Origin of the sequence: Alcanivorax sp. UBA3183, assembly GCF_002364155.1 — a bacterium.
GTDB classification, from domain to species: domain Bacteria; phylum Pseudomonadota; class Gammaproteobacteria; order Pseudomonadales; family Alcanivoracaceae; genus Alcanivorax; species Alcanivorax jadensis.
The window spans coordinates 214941-231796 of record NZ_DEXN01000047.1 but is presented as its reverse complement, the minus strand read 5'-3'; the positions used below and the strand labels follow the sequence as shown (position 1 = coordinate 231796).

The following is a 16856-nucleotide window of genomic DNA, read 5'->3' as shown; positions in this document are numbered from 1 at the left end:
GTGCCAATGGCAGGACTAACGGTTGTCTAACAAGAATGTTACGCAGTCCTGAACATGTGCGCTGATCGCACTCTTTGGTGGTAGTTGCTCCGGGGCCAGCAGGGCGCATAGTTGGAACTCCGCCTTGACCATGCCCAGGAACTGACGGGCGGTGTGTGGGGTAGGCAGCTTGGCAGGCAGTTGTCCCTCTCGCTGCAGGTGTTTCAAATATTGTTCCAGCTCACTCAGTAGTAATTCCGGCCCGGCCTGGTAGACCGTGCGTCCGAGATCCGGAAAGGTCGGGGCCTGGGTGATCAGTAGGCGGTATAACTCCAGATTGAGCGGCTCCAGCAGGGCGAACACAAAGTTATTTGCCAGCATCGTCAGCCCCTCGCGGGCAGACATGCCAGAGACATCGATAGAGCGGATTTCTTCGACCAACTTGTCGGCGTGATAACGAATCACCGCGCCGAATAGTCCTTGCTTGTCACCAAAATAGTCATAGAGACTGCGCCGGGAGCCGCCGGCCTTGGTGATGATCATATCCAGAGTGGTGCCGTCATACCCGTGCTGAAGAAAAGCATCGGTGGCGGCTTCAAGAATAGCTTCTCGGCGTTTCTGGCCGCGTTGGCTAAGGGGCTGCTGCTGCATTAAAAGGCCGAAGAGTTAATTTTGAGAAATGGTACTGAGCATGCGGTGTGTTAGCAATAAACCCTGTCTATTGTGCTTTGCCGGCCTTGGCTGAGTGTCGGCAGCCGCTAAGGTGATGTCGGTGATATCGATCCCGCAAGGCTCGCGGTAAAGAGTGGCTGAATGGCTAACGTGGCAAGGCAATCCAGCTGAGTACGCCCTGTTGACGTTCTCGCCAGCGAAAGGGCACCTCGGTACCGTGCTTCCATTGCGATGTCAGCGTTGTCAGCAGGGTGAGTGAGCGCGGGTTGCGGCGGGCGGCGTCATGGAAGTAAAAGCGTTTACCGGTCAGGGGGTAGAGCGCCTTGAACAGACATTCCTTGGCGGAAAAGATCAGGGTGATCCGGTTCGCCCGTTGTATCGGGGTGAGCCCTTTCAGGTTGTCCCTTTCCTCGCTGGTCAGCAATTCACGGCACAGGCGGTCTGCGCGTTCTGCAGTTAGCCATTGCTCGGTATCCACTCCCACTGCCAGCCAGTGCCGGGCATCTGCCACCATGACCTCGGCCGTGCCCTTGCTGTGGGTAATACTGCCTACGGTACCGCCAGGCCAGACGGGGGCTCTATCGGCGCCCATGCCCGGAATCCCCTCGAAGCCCAGAATCCGAAGCGCCTCCCGGGCGCACCAGCGCCCGGCCAGGTATTCGGTTTTGCGCTTGTCGACCGAAGATGTCAGCGAGGCCGGTAAAGGAATATCCGTCCGCAGGAAGCTGTCATCACGCAATTTTTCGATTTCATAGTGGCAGCCAACACGGACCAGTCCATCGGCAATTTCCTCGCGATGAATATTGGATAGGCATTGTGGGCGCTGATATTCCGGCATGATTTATGGGCTGTCGATGGCTTTGCTGCACTATAGCAAACTCGCGGCGTAAAGAGGGGGCGCGGTGCGTTGAGAAGTAAGTGCCGGTAGACTCGGTGCGGTATCTGCGCACAGACGTACTGATTATTGAAAGGAGAGTCTCATGGCCGGAACCAGCTTGCTGGCATTGCTTGATGATATTGCCACCATTCTCGATGACGTATCGGTAATGACCAAGGTGGCAGCAAAGAAAACCGCCGGTGTGCTGGGGGATGATCTGGCGCTGAATGCGCAGCAGGTGTCCGGTGTGAAAGCAGACCGGGAACTGCCTGTGGTTTGGGCGGTGGCCAAGGGATCTTTCGTCAACAAACTGATTCTGGTGCCGGCCGCGTTGCTGATCAGTGTGTTCCTACCCTGGCTGATTACACCGCTGCTCATGGTGGGGGGCGCTTACCTCTGTTATGAGGGCTGTGAAAAACTGCTCCACAAGTTTCTGCATGGTCGAGATGAGAAAGAGGCAGAGCATCAGCAGCGCCTGCAGGCGCTGAGCGATGAAAGCGTGGATCTGGTGGCCTTCGAGAAGTCCAAGATCAAGGGGGCAATCCGCACAGACTTTATTCTCTCGGCGGAAATCATCGTGATTTCTCTGGGGGCAGTGCAAAGCGCCACTTTTGGCGTACAGGTGGCGGCTATCTGCGCCATTGCAGTATTGATGACGGTGGGCGTGTACTCGCTGGTAGCGGGCATCGTGAAGCTGGACGATGCCGGCCAGCATCTGATGCAGACGCCCGCGGACAGGACCGCTGCAGGGGCCCGTATTGCCTTCGGGCAAGCCATTCTGACGGTGGCGCCGTGGCTGATGAAGACCCTGTCCGTGGTTGGTACCGCCGCCATGTTCCTGGTGGGTGGCGGGATTCTGGTGCACGGTATCCCCGGCTCCCATGACTGGATTCACGCTTTGCAGGAAATGGCGGGAGCCGTGTCATGGCTGGTGCCGTTGCTGATCAACCTGGTGGGCGGCGTACTGGCAGGAACTATCGTGCTGATGGCGGTTTCCGGAATCAGCAAGCTCCTCGATAAATAAGCTGTCAAAGCGTTGAGTATCAAATGATTGCGAGCGCTGAGCGTGTTCGTGCGTTTACATGCCCCGTCAGACTCTGTTGGGTGTGAGCATGATCGTTTCGGGAAAGTGGATTATTATGCACCTGGGGAAAAATAAACGAAGATGCGCGTCACCGGATTGATAAGGCGGCGCTGCCATTAAAAGTGACATCGCTGCTCGCGGCCATCACCATCAGTAGGCTGCTATTCAGCCTGACATCTCTCGGACAGCATTATGACAACAACACTGCGCTACAGCCTGGCATGCCTGGTCGCCCTGATGGCGACCGGCTGTGGAGGAGGCTCTTCATCCAGTGGCGGCGCCGTCACGGAAACCACAAGCAGCGCACCAAGCCGCGCCTATTTTTATGACGCTGACGGCGAGCAGGTGGCGCGTATGCAGTTCCAATACCCCGACGAACTGACGATTAACGTGCAGCTGCAATCTGTCGGGCCAGATATGGCCTGGGCTACCGGGGATGATACGTCTCATCCCTATCTTCAGTGCCAGTACATGTCGGCGCCGACCCCGTTGCTGCGCTATCCGGATCTGTATTTTCTCGGTATGTCAGGTTCGGCTACGGGCGCTACAGCACTGGCGGTACTAGGTCTTTCGAATAATGGCCCGATGAAGTGCCCGGTGCGTAGCGGACGACGGCTACAGCAAGAGTCCGGATACGTCACCGGCCTGTTCACGCCTAGCTCGGACTTTATTTTCAGTTACTCCATCAATGCCGACCTTGAGCATTTTGGCGGGACCGCAACGGAGGTGATCGACTACGAATTTGTCGGCCTGGACACGACGGTTGCGGAGATATTGGCGTTGTCAGAATTTACCTCTGATATCGACCTTGCGACTGTGGATGAGCCTGATCTGCCAGCCATCGTCGACCATACGCAAACTAATACCGTCATCTTCGATGCCGAGCAGCGCCCTTTGAGCATTGACCTCGCTGCCGATAGCACCTGGACGGCTTTGTTGGATGAGTACTGCATGGAGGTGGCTCCCATTGCCGTCTCCCTCAAGCTGCTGAGGGGATGCTCTTCCGCTCGCCAAACACGGTCCTATCGCTATCTGGGCGATAGCGTCGAACAGGATGTTCAACGCTACAACGGCTCAACGACCGCAGACTTGTACAACTACACCGCCACTCGCCTGGCCGATCGCGTGATCGTCCATCCCGGCACCGCCGATGCCGGTCCTGAGTCGGGACACTATTACGATTCTTATCTCTTCAATGCGTCAGAGCAAGTGACGTCCATGGTGCGGAGTTCCTACAGTAAAGACGGGATTTGGGACACAGAAGACGACCGGCATGAAACGCGTGAGAGTTATCACTATGACAGCAACGGCAGGCTCTCTGAAGTCGGCTACTTCGGCTCGATAATGCGCAGGTACAGTTACTACAACGATGGGAAATTGAAGAAGGTTGACCGTGTTGCTAGTGACTCCAACGTCCCCTGGGAGCGAACGCTGGTCTCCTACCGACAGGGCGCGCCGACGAAGATCACCGTGCAGAGGCGTGAAGACGACCCGAATGATGGCCATTTTCTGCAGACGCGTATTGTCATGGAGTTTGCGCCCAGCGAAGAAAACTGGCCCGAACTGTTTTCACCCGTTCCCCTGTTCTCCGAGTTCCGGACACCGCCCAGTATTGATGACCTGATGCGCTTCCAGCCGATAAGGTAATCAGTGGTATGCAAGCGGTTCAGATGGGGCCGCTTTTTTCTAAAGGGCGGCGATAACCTGTTAAAAATAAAGGTGTGGCGGTCACTTTATGTGGCCTGCGAAGTACAAGTCGCCAGTTTCGGGCAACTTATGCTTTACGCCACAAATGTGCGAGATAACAAGGGAATTGGTGGGCCCACCAGGACTTGAACCTGGGACCAATCGATTATGAGTTGGCAAGGTATACCGCAAAGCCAGCAAAATCGATAGTAGGGTGGCGTAGCTGGCCGTAATGGAAAGTACTTTAATAACAGTAAATTAGCGTAATTATCCGAAAGCATCCCAAACGTGTGAGTGTACCTGTACTGTACCTTTTTTCATGCAGTACAGTGCCTCTGGAATTCGTGCTGTGGTAGCGGCCCTGGCGGTTGCTGTCATTCTCGGATCGGGGTAATAACGGTGGCAAGGGATATACTCAGGCTATGGAGAGCGGAATGAACCAATCAACATTCACCAGCGTTTGGGATGCCATCGAGGACGACCCTGCAGAGCGGGAAGACCTCAAGGCCCGTAGTGATGCCATTATACGGCTGAAAGCACATATTGCGGCCAAGGGCTGGGATGCTGAAACTGCAGCAGCAGAGCTGCAGGTAAACCTGTTCCTGGTGGAATGCTTGCTGAAAGGCCGGATCGGCCAGCTCGACCGGCAGAGCCTGGCAGCGATGCAGCGTGCTGCAGGGATCAGGCGCTGACCCGATTTTTGTCGTCATCTCCCCGCTTAAAGTGTCGTCATATCGGTCAATGTGAACCGGTGAGGTTCAGGCCATACCCTTAAAGTGTCATCGTTGCGCTCAGATTTTGAACAGCCAAAGCCCCCAAAGGGACTGTATAAGCGGCTAGAGGCCGCATTTTCCCGTTGGCAGGCAAGAACTCCTGGCATACCCGGATTTTGTCGTCATACCCCCCCCCTAAAGTGTCGTCATTGGCTGCAACTGTTTGTTATATATGGAAAGAATTTCCCGGAAACAGGAGTTTGGCTATGGAATCGATCAGCTCACCCAAGGTGAAGCAGGACACCTCAAAGCAGCTCAATCCGTTGACGCAATCAGAGATCGAATCACTGCGGCAAGAGATGCAGCAGGACATAGAGTGGGGATTAGAGCAGCTTCGCCAGCGCAAAGCCCAGAAAGCCGAAAAACAGGAGTAAAAGCCATCGTTTGGTAAAGGCACAGCTGTTCGGTAGGATTGATCGTCATGCTGAGTAATTAAAAATATTTTGACAACGGGTGTTAGTGGGGGGTGAACGAAATTGATGTGTGTACGGTTTGAGGAATTTGTGCTCGTATCATTGGCCTAGTCAAGTTGGATGGTAGCTGCTGAGTTAGCAGTTAATCTCTGCTGTTTGCCAGAGATTTTCTACAACAGTTCTTTTGGGAGCAGGGACGTGGGGAAAAAATCAAGGAAGAAGCGGGAACGTCGGCTTGCGCGAGAGGAAGCCGACTATGGGGCTCGCTTACGTAAGATGATTGAGCTTTCCGGACAGGCCGCTGAAGAGAGAGGTAAGGAGGATTCATTTCAAAAGAGCCTGGAGGCAACACGAGAGCTACTTTTAAAGTATGAGGTGCTTGATGCAGCTATTGCTTTGAGTGTCTCCGAGCTATGGCCTGCCAACGCTGGAAGCGGGATAAAACACATTTTTGCTTGGTGTGTTCTGCTAGACCTTCCTTACGGTGAGCAAGGCGGAATGCTGATCACTAGCTATGCAGATTTCAAGGCTTTTTCTGAAGCTCTGTATGCGGTATTGCCCGAATTCCCGATGCTTGAGGACTTCTCACCTGAGGCGGACTGGGGGCAAACTAAGGTTCGTCTTGGCCAGAGTTTCGTCCCAGTTTTTTACGGTAGCTGCATTGAACGTACACCTGACTTCATAGAAGCATTCCGCATTACTTACGCTCATGTACCTGAGGCCCAGGCTTATATGGACCTCGCCATTGCGCTGCAATCTCGAATCATTGATTCGATACCCGACTTGGGAAATTCCATGGCAAAGGAGGCGCAAGCAGCTTATATCGAAGCGCCCTCGGAAGACTTCTGGCTTAGTTGTTGTGCAGTGCTTATGCGGGTCGGCGATGATATTGCTGAGTGGCGAGATAAGACGGAGCGGGCGCTCGATGCTCACTTTGGTGTTTCCAGCGCAGCTCTAACCTCTAGCACCTTCGGTGACGCGATAATGCAGGGCGAAGCTCTTCCTTTTTTGGCAGTGGAAATCGGCGGAACTTGGGTGCCGATGTCAGTTCGTAGTGCTCCGGCCGTAGTCATTGATCACTGGGCGAACAAGGAGTCAGTTGACACAACGGTCAACGTACATACACATCGTAGGCTCGCTCGGTTCGTTGCGGAACGTTTCCCCAGGACAGTTATAGGCCCCCTGTCACCTTGTGTCGATGACGCGGTTTGTCAAGACATCCCGATTAGTTGCGTCATTACATCCGATAGCGCTGTCTACCTTATTTGTTTATGCGACCACGCATCTACTGAGCGACTGTCAAACGCAGCAAAGGAAATATACGCCAAGGTTAGGAGTGGTGCGCGACTTCATTTCCGTATCTCAGATGGACGAGAAATCATATTATCCAAGGACGGATCCTCTGGACCAAAGCCCGACGAGCTTCACATCCTTATTGTGGTTACGCAAGCGAGTACTTCATTTGGATCCATAAGGTTGCCTGAGAGACCAGCACGCCTATTACCGCTGGCTGACTTTGTCACTATATTCGATAGCTTGAATGATCTTGAGGAGTTAGAAAGTTACTGGAAATTCGTCGACTCTCAGAAGCATTCTTTGACCCCGTTCAGCGGGCCCTCAGACCTTTATGCATCTTTTAAAGACACGTATGGCGTACTGGTCGAAGGGGCCATTTCTCCAACCTTTATCGGGTTGGATCCTCACTGGGGTACTTCCTGGCGTTTTAAAGCGCTTGCTGACTTCTGGTCGCTTGCGCCAAGAGTATTTCCTGATGGGTCTGCGGGGTGGTTGTTGACCGAGGGAACCGAAGGGGTAGTTAATCTCCAATCTCGTCATCACAAGGCTCTCGCATATTCGACGTCTGTTGGTGACTGCACCGTTCAGACTCTTTTGGAGATCTCTGAAGGCCTCAAGTTAGACGATGGTCAAATGATAGATCTCTTCATCCAGCTTCTTGCGGACAGTGCCTATCGTTGTCGCGAACTGATGTCGGATGTTCAATTGTTTAAGCGGTCGGATATACTGTTTATTTGCGTTCCAGAACCAGGCAGTTCTGTTGATGATAAGGGGGATAGCCCGTCTATAAACGAATTCACTCATGTAGTGACTTCAGCAGAAGAGGACAGCAATAAAAAAGGGATATTTTATTTGCAGGTTGACACTCGTGCAGTGCTTGCAGGATTAAATTCAGCCAATGACGGATCATTTGAAATTCGATGCTTAATGGAGGCCATAGAAAGGTGTCACGGCATATGCGGATTGGATCTCCCTCAAGGGTTCTCTGAGCGGTTTTTGGGCAAGGCATCGGAACCCGCTCGGTACCATTTAAGAATCATGCTTAGAAATGTGGATGTCCCTGATTACGTACAACCAGTGATCCCTTCGCCGACTGATTACAAACTTGCGCGTAAGCAATTGGCTAAAGAAATAAAGACTCTAAGTCTTTCGCCCGGACGGTATGAGCTGTCCGAAGCTAAGGCCAATATAGATCCTGCTAGTGACCGATTGCGCCTCCATATCGAGAGTCGGCTTGCCTCGCTCGACCGTTGCCAGCTTATAAAATCGTTTGTTGAGCAACACGATGCGTGTCTCGTAGCGGAGAGAATGAAGATTCAACGGGTACAGCAGAGCCTTGCTCATGATGTGGATTTTGACAGGCTGGATGCTGTCGAGCAGGCTCGAAAAGATTACGGTGCTGCAGCTCGTCACTACCGGTATCTTCTGGAAAAGACCGTTAGTTCTGCGTCGCCCGCAAAGGGGGAAGTAAATGACGAGGTGCTACGAGAGCTGGTTGGCCTCGTTGATTGGTTCATGGTGTTGGCCGGGGCGAGCGATGTTCTTCACAACGGGATAGATGTTGGTGGTGTTGAAATAGACGATTCGTATATTCCAGAAGTTTTCTACTCAGAAGGCTATGGCGACCGTGAGGCAGAATTCGCGCGCGAGTATGCGAAGTCGCGGCTAGAAGTTGGGTCGAATCGCGAAGATTTAGTGGAGGGAGAGTCGGAAGAATTGCTGTCATCAGAGAAGCTGAGAAATGCCTTCATAACCGATTTGGGATTTGATCTGCAGAGCATGCTTACAGCTCTTGCCGTATTATCCCAAGCTCATCGACACGGCTTCGGCAATGAGCTTTCACTATCATATTCTGCTTCTCCCAGTCTTGTCACACAAGGGATTGCTGACAGTATTGATGGACTTGATATTTCCGAAGCAAAGAAAATTGTGTCATTTCTCACGCTTTCGGAGTCTGGCATTCGAAGGCTATCGGGGCGGGATGTAGATGAAAATGATGTTCCATACTGGGAGCGTAACAAGAGAATCCACCGATACGCCATAAGACCGTTGGTGATCGATGGGACTGATTTGCGTTGGGGAGCAGAGGCGGCCAGCCGAGCTATGAATATCTGGGCGGCGGCAGTGCGAGACGGGTGTCTCCCGGCGGACTTCAGCTGGCCTAACATTGAACCGGTTGTTGGTACGGTTAAGAAGGGGATAGAGAAGCGGCTCGAGCTTCGTACGGAGGAAATATTTTCTCGCTACACTCCGTTCGTAAAGCGAGGTATCGACTTTTTCAGAAAGTTTCGCAGTGAAGGGTTTGAGGACGTAGGTGACTTCGATGTGCTCGCGTACTGGCCGGCAGATAACCTGTTGGTGGCGGTAGAGTGCAAATACAACCTGCCTGCCTTCACTATGAAAGATGCTCGACGGCTCCGTGATAAAATATTTGGCAAGGCAGAGAGCGATAGGGCAGGGCAGTTCAGTAGGATTTTGCGTAGACGGAAATTTCTAGAGAAGAACCGCTCAAGAGTGCTTGAGTTGCTAGAGTGGCCAGAACCGGAATCTAAACCTACCGCTAATATGGAACTCTATGTGTGCCGTGACGTTTTCTATTGGATGATACATCCCCCTTATCCAGTATCGACCAAGTTTGTGCAAGTTGACGTACTGGATGCCTGGATAAAAAATGAACTAATCATGTTGCGCAGTCATGTCTGAGGGCATCAAAAATACTGCAATTCCAGCAGCCGGGTACATTTATCAAAATCGTCATGGTCTAAAGGTTCTTTGCGATTGGCTCGATGCACCGGCTCGTTATAGGCGCGTAAAGTTCGAGTGTGATGATGAAAGCGAAGCGCCGCAAGGGCTTGACGATATAGTCATCGAGCGAAGCGATGGTCTCGTTGATCTTAAACAGGTCAAGTTTACCCCTAATCCGGACGTGCATTTGCTATCGTGGGAATGGGTACTCGAGAGGTCTGGAAAGACTGCCCGTTCTCGGTCGATGCTTCGCAAGTGGTTTGACGCTTTTAATGATCTCGATCCGAATCGCATCGGCGAAATATCACTTACGACGAACCGGCAGCCTGATGTCGCCATGGAGGCTTGTTTAGATGCTGGAAAGGTTTCTTTCGCTAGGCTAACCGAGCCTAGACGTTCTGAGGTTATCGCCGAACTTGGTGGCGAACAAGACTGTGTGGAATTCTTCAGTCAACTGCATATTTTTCACAGTGACAAGGGGTTCGACACACTAGAGCATGAAGTCGATGCACGACTTCGAAAACATGGGACTCCCGAGGGCTCTGCCACCCTTAAAAATATAGCGTTGAATTGGGCGACGAGGAAGAATCTCCCACCTCCTGACGGTTGGATCACGCTTGAACATGTTCGTACCGTGTTGCGCTCGATACCGCCTGCCCCTTTGCCTGAGGACTTTGTCGTGCCTGTGGGCTATGAGGTGCCCGATGAGGTTTTTCATCGAGAATTTGTACGGGATGCCGTTGATTCTGCCGAGAGCGTTATTGTCCTCACAGGTCCTCCAGGGCGAGGGAAAAGCACATATTTGAGTGCGTTATGTGACGCCCTTGCCGAGAAAGGGCTCCCCACGGTTAGACATCACTATTTCCTTTCGACAACGGAGCGGGGGCGCGACCGGGTAAACAGTTACGTGGTCGAGCAATCTATTGAAGCTCAAATTAAGCGGTTCCATCCTGATGTCCAGGCTCCTACAGGTGGCTTACGCTCGCTCCTTGAGGCATGTGCCTCCCACTATAAGAAACTGGCCAAGCCATTTATTCTTGTTCTGGATGGCTTGGATCACGTTTGGCGTATTAACGCGAAGGACAAAAGGCCACTGGACGATGTGTTCTCCCAGATCATCCCATGCCCGGATAACATGTTGCTGCTCGTTGGCACTCAGCTGGTTGATGATGAGCAATTGCCTACGGATCTACTCGTTTCAGCGCCTAAAGCCGGGTGGCGAACGCTACCTGCGATGTCTGAGAATGCAGTCCTGTCCTATTTGCGAAAGGCGTTTCAGGAAGGCAGACTTTCGACTGGCTTCGATGATGAGCAGGGGGCAGAAAGGCAGTTGAAGGAGACTGCAGCCTCACTTCGTGCGAAGACGAATGGACACCCTCTACACGTAATCTATGCGGCCGCTGAGCTTGAGCATGCCGGTCACAACTTGTCGCGGTGGGGTGTTGAGCAATTGAAGGGAGAGTTGGGAAAAGATGCAAAGTTATATTATGCATCGCTGTGGGAAGGCCTTCCTCCAAGCCTAAAGGACACGCTGCGACTCGTTTGTGCCTTCTCGTTCTTCTGGCCTAGGGCTGCATTCGGAGAGATTGCCGCCAAAGTCGGTGTGGCGGAGCCGGACGTCGCGAAAGTGGAGCATCTACTTCACTCTTCAGCGGCTGGTCTGAGGATTTTCCATGAGAGTTTGGCTGTCTTCGTCCGTTCAATCCCAGGTTACTCTGACCGTATCAATGAACTGATGCCGGCAGTAGCAAGCTGGCTGGAGTACTGTGCGCCCACATCGCTGCGTGTGAACTGGCTATGGACAGTCCAAGCGAGGCTAGGTGCCCCTAATAACCTCATCACCGGCCTCACCCGTGACTGGATCATGCTCCGCCTTGAAGAGGGATATCCAGAGTCGCTTTTCGATACGCTGTTAACCGATGCACTGGTTGTAGCGCTAGAAACCAACGAATTTTCTGAGGCTTATCGACTAGAGCATCTTAAGGCGAGGATGGTCGGTGGCAGTGAGTTCCAGATGCAGAGCGACGACATGGCCAGGCTGATCTCTTTCACGTTGGCGCTGACTCCTGAGGAAGGTGTTGTTCGTGAGGCTGTGGCTTCCAGGCATGAGGTTGACATCCTGCGTCTTGCAGCGCTCGGGTTAGCCCTAAATGCACGGGGCGACAAGATTCAGGCTGAAATGTGCGGTGAAGAGTCCCTTCGTCGCTTCAGAGGCTTGAGTCGGTTCTCTAGCAGGTATCTGACAAACGCCGATGGTGGTGAGTTTCATTTTCTGGTAGAAGCATTTTCGCAACTTGGTGCTATCGGTCAGACCTCACAGGCCTTGGCGCGACTGGTTAGCGAAAACGTGCCGGTCGTTTGGGGAGCGCGAGTCCAGATGCTGGTTGAGGAAGGAAATTTAGATGATTTAATGGCCACTGTCGGTTCGCTTGCTCCTGGTACGAGCAAGAGCATCGTCAGTGATGCGTGTGTGCGCGCAGCGGCTCACGCCGGAGTTTGCATCGTAGAGCGAGAAGATTTTTCTGCACTTGATCAAACCCCTTTAGTCGCGGCAATAGAAGCTGCTTACACTAGAACTTCCAAACCGCTGGTCAAACCTATCCCCCTTGACTGGCTCAAGGGGGATTACTACGAACGTAAGGAGGACCTAGCGATACTGGCGCACCACTGGTTTTTCAGTGCAGTTCAGCTGAGTTTGAGCATGGCAGCTGAAGATCAAACCGCATTTGAGTTCGTGCGGGCTCCCATCTATGAAGGCAGGAGGAACATCACAAAATTCCTCAATGCACTTTCTGAAATCGCGGCCCACGTTGCAAACCGTTGGTGGAGAGGGAAGCACCTGGACTTCCATGAGCTTTTTGAGATGCTTGAGACGGTGGAGTTAAGGTATTTCAGGCAAAGCTATGAAGAAAGCTCTGCGACTGAAGATTTCAAGAGTGCCTTGCATCGGATTGCTTGTGACATTCACCTATGTAGCACCCTGCTGAATCTTGATCACTCAGTCGTCGATGCAACCCTGACCGAAGATGTCATGGAGGCGGCGGCACAGTGCGCTTGGTTTGACAGCGCATCTTTCCGAACACAGTACGCTGCCGGATTACTGGTAAGGATGACCGACGATGGGGCGGCAGCCTTCGTCAAGACTCAGCGCATCCTGCTTGATGCAGAAATCCGCGATGAAACTAGTGTACACCTTCAGGTACCACTTCAACTTTGTGCCATTGCGCTAAAACATGGGTTGAAAAACCAAGGTCGCGAGTTGTGTAAGCAGACCTGGGAATTAACAACCGGCTATTCACATCGCAAAGATCCAACGCTAAACAATACGGTTGACGCTATCGGTCACTTGGTTGAGGTCGCACCGAATGACGCTCGTCGGTTGCTCGGCCTCATCGGGGCGCAGATCCACCATGTCCTTGACTATACCGACGGGAAGGGAACTAGACACGTTCTGGCAGCAGCTGATCGGCTGCTGGCGAGGTTGAAACCATCAGCGTTGGTTACTAAGTATGAGGAGCACACGCACGCAGGAGATTGGTCGTATGCGGAAGACTGTCTTCGGGAATATGTCGAACAAGCCATCAAGGAAGGTTGGCCCCTAGACTCGCTGATGCGAACTGGACTGCACCCTGAAATCTATGACGTGTTAAAGCAGCTTGCAAAGCAAGGCAGCTCAAGCGCCGCAGCGCGGCTTCAGGTTCTTCAGGAGCACGTTGGTTGGGACATCGGTCTGATACGAGAGCCAGTGAATCCGGGTAGCTATAGCTTGAGCAAGCCTTACGTAGGGGATATCACGAGCTTTCCTCCGGAGCAAATCAGCGAGCTACTTGCTAGCCTGTCGGCCAGTTACAACGAGCAAGAGAGTCTACTTCGAGATTGGTATCAGCACTGGGATGAGGCTGGTGAGAGGAAGCGCCTGCTAGAGGCGCTCGATGGACTACTTCTGTCAGAAGAAGGGCGGCGTAAAGGTGTTTTGGTGCTATCTGATCTAGCTTTCCAGACAAGGCGTAAGTTAAGTGGCTTGAACGCGGCATGGAAGTACCTTGTGCAAGCGCAAATCCGAAATGGTGGTTGGACGGGATTTGCGGAGAGAGAAGAGAGGGCCATGAACAGACTCGATTTGATAGTTAAGTATTATCCGGGCCGTTGCGACGATTTCGTGGCTGAAACAACTTACGATATGTTCGGTGATGCCGATCTGCCACGTATAGCGCCTACGGGGTTGATGGTCTACTTCTACGCGCGACAAAATCGAATCGCGGAGGCCATTAATTTCGCCCAAACGATGGTCAACTGTGTCATCGAGGACACCCGCACCTTGCCACTAGACAGGCCTCGTTGGGCTGAGGAGTTAGTGTCTTCTACTGAATCGGAGGTTTGATGGATGAGCTTCGCATTCTTATTGCTCGCCTTGGGTGGCCGTCGATTTCTGCAAGGTGGTGGGCCATGCAGGAGCTGGCTGCTCGATTAGGTGAGCCGGACTCGAGGGTCGAGACCGCGCTTCTGCAGCTGCTAAGTTCTTGCAAACTGGAAGCCGAAGTTGTCGAGATCCTGTGTATATTCTGGATGGCGACACAAGCACATGGTTACTCGCCCGCACTCAATCTGCCTGAGAATATCCCAAGGACATCCATACTTTCGGAAATGATTCTGAAAAGCATAGGTTTTCTACCAGAAAGGGACGCCGGAGGGCTGGAGGAGGTGCCGGATGGGTTCGAGATACCTCAGGATTTTAACGGCGTACAAGGCTCAGACTTACCCAGGATATTCCGGACTTCCATGGGCAAACTAGAAAAGCAAACTCGGCTGCCCTTCGTTCGGCAAATGGCCTTTGAGTGGGGCGCGAACCGAGATTCCAACCCAGATGCTCCGTTTCAGGGTGACCCCTGGTATTTCTTGCGGCCTTTGGGGGATGGCTTTATCGGACAACTTTCCTCTCGGGCAGCTCTGCGAGCTATTTCGGCTTACTTACGCACGCTCGTAGTTGCCGAGGAACTTTGGGATATTCCCACAAAAATGGCTGAAAAATGGTCGCTTTTGGCACTGCCTGTGCATCCGAGCTTGGCTTTCCTTCGACCCCGTCGTCCTGCGTGGTTTCCAAGGAGGACGGACTTTGATGGCGATACTGAGGAGTTTGAAGAATCTTTGCGGTCCTTGGTTGATCGTGTTCGATCAGCTGGTTCGGGGGAAGAGTTGATTGCGTTTAGTTCGCCAATTGTAATGTCGATGGAGCGTTGTGTAGAGGTTTCCGTTGTTCGATGGTTGCAATCAGCTGACAGCCACATTGCCGATTCTGAGGTGTCTGCACACCTGGATGATTTTTGGACTTCTGGGCGAATGCTTCCCAGTTCAACTCCAGGGTCACTAAGCACGACGAGCCTCTTGGCATTACCTAACCTTGACGGATTAATAGATATGAAGTGCAAGGCTTGGCCACTTGCAGTCCCGCTTGGTCTTGAGCGCTTGGGCTATCTTCAACACGATCTGTATCCGGGACGGCTCTTTCTGCCTACGCAACCGGCCTCTTGTATGGCTGAGCTTTTGCCTCGTGACGGGGGTCTGGAAGTCAAAGTTGACACTCGCGTTATTGCGGACCTTTGCTATTGGAATGCGGGCTGGGGAGCCGTGCGTCCAATGCAGTTCAGCGGCAACTGCGGTACAGCTCTTACTTCGCGAGGCACTATTTACCGTGAGAAACCGCTTGGGATGAGCGGGAAGGTGCGTTCTTTCTTTCTATGGCAGGTGAGAACGCTGCAACGAGAAGGAAGACATGATCAGTTCAAAGAGACATTGGCCAGTGGGGCAATGTATGTCTAGCTCCGTAGCTCCTGTAGCTTGCCTCTGAGTCCATTTTTCCTTGGTTCCAGGCTTCGTGGGGACGTTAGCAAGCAAATAACATGGACTTCCCCTCTGCTGATCGGAGAGCAGGCGAATCTCCATGGTGCGATCAAACTTTATTAACAAAGTTATTTACTTCGTCGTGCTTAGAATCAGGAACGTCCGAGCCGGCATGACTGTTGCCGGTATCGGTCTGGGCTTCACTGGCGTTCTGTGAGGCCTCTTGTTCCCGGATAGCCGAGGCGATCTTGCCGCCTGCGGTGTTGGACAGGGATTCACGCGCACTTTCCATGCGGTTGCTAATCCCTTCTTTCGCGGCTTTCGCTGTGCCTTTGCCCAGGTTGGCCGCAACATCGCTCATATAGTTGGCCCCAGTGTTCATAGCCGCAGCAAAGCTCGATGTCTTGTTGCCGCCACTTCCTGCGCCAACTGAGGCGCTTTTGAAAGCTCCTTGCCCTGATGACATGTTGGCATTTGCTTGTTTGAAGGCCGCATTCAGAGCTGAAGCACCGTCAAAGGCCTGTTTTGCACCGGCCATTGCTGCCGCGCCGCCTGTTGCAACGGCAGCCCCACCAAGTGCCACGGCGCCCATGGCAGCGCCGGCACCGAAGCCTCCCGGCCCGCTGATGCTGGAACCGTTGATGATGCCGGCTACCATCTGGGGAACCTTGCTGACCAATAGCATCAAGATGGCTGAAACGACGGCAACGACAGTAAGCTCCTTTAAATGAATTCCGTCAGAAAGGTTTTGGTAGTAATCATTTAGGATGCTGTTTCCTATACCAATGATTAGCACCATGGTCATGATGCTGGCTGCGACACCTAGAACAGTTTTGAAGTAGTTGATGGCAATGTCGCTTGTCCACCGTGAGCCTCCAAAGCCCAGGAAGAAGACGCCGGCATACAAGAGAATCCATGAGCTGCAGAGCAAGATAATCATGTTGGCCGCAATAAGGCACATCATCGCAAGGATCACCAGGCCCAGGATAAGTGCGCAGAGGGTTTCCCCCATACTCCAGATGCTACTGTCGTCTATAATCCGAAAGAATATCTCAAAGCCGATATCCATTACGTTTCCTGGCCTGAATTCAGGGCCTAATCCGCTAGCAGTGCCTCCCACTTTTTGAAGGCTGAGGATAATATCACCCGCCATATCCGGGCCGTTGAGAAGTAACCAGTAGTAGAAGCCAACATAGACAGTGAACCGGATAAATTCGGCGAAGAATTCCCCGATGTCTGCCTGGCGTAAGGCCATAAAGCCGAAGGTGAAGATCATGGAGATGGCGACCAGGCACCAGAACAGCCAGCTTGCCCGATCCGTGATAACGGAGGCCCAGGTGCCGGCGTTGTCACGGAAAGCCCTCATTATTTGCTCCGACACATCAGAGTTATCGATAGCTGCTTGAGCCCCGCTGCTGGCTATGAGAAGCATGGCTGAAGTCATGATCTTCAACTGCCAACTGTTAATCTTTTCCCAAATGCTCATGGTCGCC

Annotated in this window: 10 protein-coding genes; 7 read left to right on the top strand and 3 right to left on the bottom strand. The window is 52.7% G+C overall.

Translation table 11 applies throughout. From position 1 onward, the window contains the following. Positions 1-15: 15 nt before the first annotated feature. On the bottom strand, positions 16-630 hold the full coding sequence (locus B3Q33_RS15625) for a TetR/AcrR family transcriptional regulator (protein WP_273008882.1): 615 nt from the start codon (positions 628-630) through the stop codon (positions 16-18). Positions 631-796: 166 nt separating this feature from the next. Next, complete coding sequence (locus tag B3Q33_RS15620; RefSeq protein ID WP_273008883.1) at positions 797-1489, bottom strand: 4'-phosphopantetheinyl transferase family protein; 693 nt, start codon at positions 1487-1489, stop codon at positions 797-799. Between the two features lie 142 nt (positions 1490-1631). Between B3Q33_RS15620 and B3Q33_RS15615 the strand changes: the two genes are divergently transcribed. The 7 genes from B3Q33_RS15615 to B3Q33_RS15585 all read left to right on the top strand — a co-directional run bounded on the left by B3Q33_RS15615 (position 1632) and on the right by B3Q33_RS15585 (position 15342). Beyond that, positions 1632-2552, top strand: a complete 921-nt coding sequence (locus B3Q33_RS15615; RefSeq protein ID WP_273008884.1) for a DUF808 domain-containing protein — start codon at positions 1632-1634, stop codon at positions 2550-2552. Between the two features lie 252 nt (positions 2553-2804). Beyond that, a complete protein-coding gene (locus B3Q33_RS15610) occupies positions 2805-4259 on the top strand; it encodes a hypothetical protein (protein ID WP_273008885.1) in 1455 nt (484 codons plus the stop codon). Positions 4260-4732: 473 nt separating this feature from the next. Further along, a complete protein-coding gene (locus tag B3Q33_RS15605; protein ID WP_272980017.1) occupies positions 4733-4990 on the top strand; it encodes an XRE family transcriptional regulator in 258 nt (85 codons plus the stop codon). A gap of 287 nt (positions 4991-5277) precedes the next feature. Continuing rightward, positions 5278-5445, top strand: coding sequence for a hypothetical protein (locus tag B3Q33_RS15600; protein WP_272975001.1), 168 nt, complete (start codon positions 5278-5280; stop codon positions 5443-5445). Positions 5446-5604: 159 nt separating this feature from the next. Beyond that, positions 5605-9483, top strand: coding sequence for a hypothetical protein (locus tag B3Q33_RS15595; protein WP_272975000.1), 3879 nt, complete (start codon positions 5605-5607; stop codon positions 9481-9483). Continuing rightward, positions 9476-13906 (top strand): NACHT domain-containing protein, encoded by a 4431-nt coding sequence (locus tag B3Q33_RS15590; RefSeq protein WP_272974999.1) that lies wholly within the window; start codon positions 9476-9478, stop codon positions 13904-13906. The genes B3Q33_RS15595 and B3Q33_RS15590 overlap by 8 nt, the downstream gene beginning before the upstream one ends. After that, positions 13906-15342: a hypothetical protein gene (locus B3Q33_RS15585; protein WP_272974998.1), complete on the top strand. Its 1437-nt coding sequence runs from the start codon at positions 13906-13908 to the stop codon at positions 15340-15342. Before B3Q33_RS15590 ends, B3Q33_RS15585 begins: the two co-directional genes overlap by 1 nt. 130 nt (positions 15343-15472) lie before the next feature. On the opposite strand, the gene trbL is transcribed toward B3Q33_RS15585, so the two are convergent. Continuing rightward, positions 15473-16849, bottom strand: coding sequence for a P-type conjugative transfer protein TrbL (trbL, locus tag B3Q33_RS15580; RefSeq protein ID WP_273008886.1), 1377 nt, complete (start codon positions 16847-16849; stop codon positions 15473-15475). Positions 16850-16856 lie beyond the last annotated feature (7 nt).

Bases quoted from the DNA above. Each gene is read 5' to 3' on its own strand.
- B3Q33_RS15585 (WP_272974998.1), top strand. From the start codon at position 13,906: ATGGATGAGCTTCGCATTCTTATTGCTCGCCTTGGGTGGCCGTCGATT.
- B3Q33_RS15615 (WP_273008884.1), top strand. From the start codon at position 1,632: ATGGCCGGAACCAGCTTGCTGGCATTGCTTGATGATATTGCCACCATT.
- B3Q33_RS15620 (WP_273008883.1), bottom strand. From the start codon at position 1,489: ATGCCGGAATATCAGCGCCCACAATGCCTATCCAATATTCATCGCGAG.
- B3Q33_RS15600 (WP_272975001.1), top strand. From the start codon at position 5,278: ATGGAATCGATCAGCTCACCCAAGGTGAAGCAGGACACCTCAAAGCAG.
- B3Q33_RS15625 (WP_273008882.1), bottom strand. From the start codon at position 630: ATGCAGCAGCAGCCCCTTAGCCAACGCGGCCAGAAACGCCGAGAAGCT.
- B3Q33_RS15595 (WP_272975000.1), top strand. From the start codon at position 5,605: ATGGTAGCTGCTGAGTTAGCAGTTAATCTCTGCTGTTTGCCAGAGATT.
- B3Q33_RS15610 (WP_273008885.1), top strand. From the start codon at position 2,805: ATGACAACAACACTGCGCTACAGCCTGGCATGCCTGGTCGCCCTGATG.
- trbL (WP_273008886.1), bottom strand. From the start codon at position 16,849: ATGAGCATTTGGGAAAAGATTAACAGTTGGCAGTTGAAGATCATGACT.
- B3Q33_RS15590 (WP_272974999.1), top strand. From the start codon at position 9,476: ATGTCTGAGGGCATCAAAAATACTGCAATTCCAGCAGCCGGGTACATT.
- B3Q33_RS15605 (WP_272980017.1), top strand. From the start codon at position 4,733: ATGAACCAATCAACATTCACCAGCGTTTGGGATGCCATCGAGGACGAC.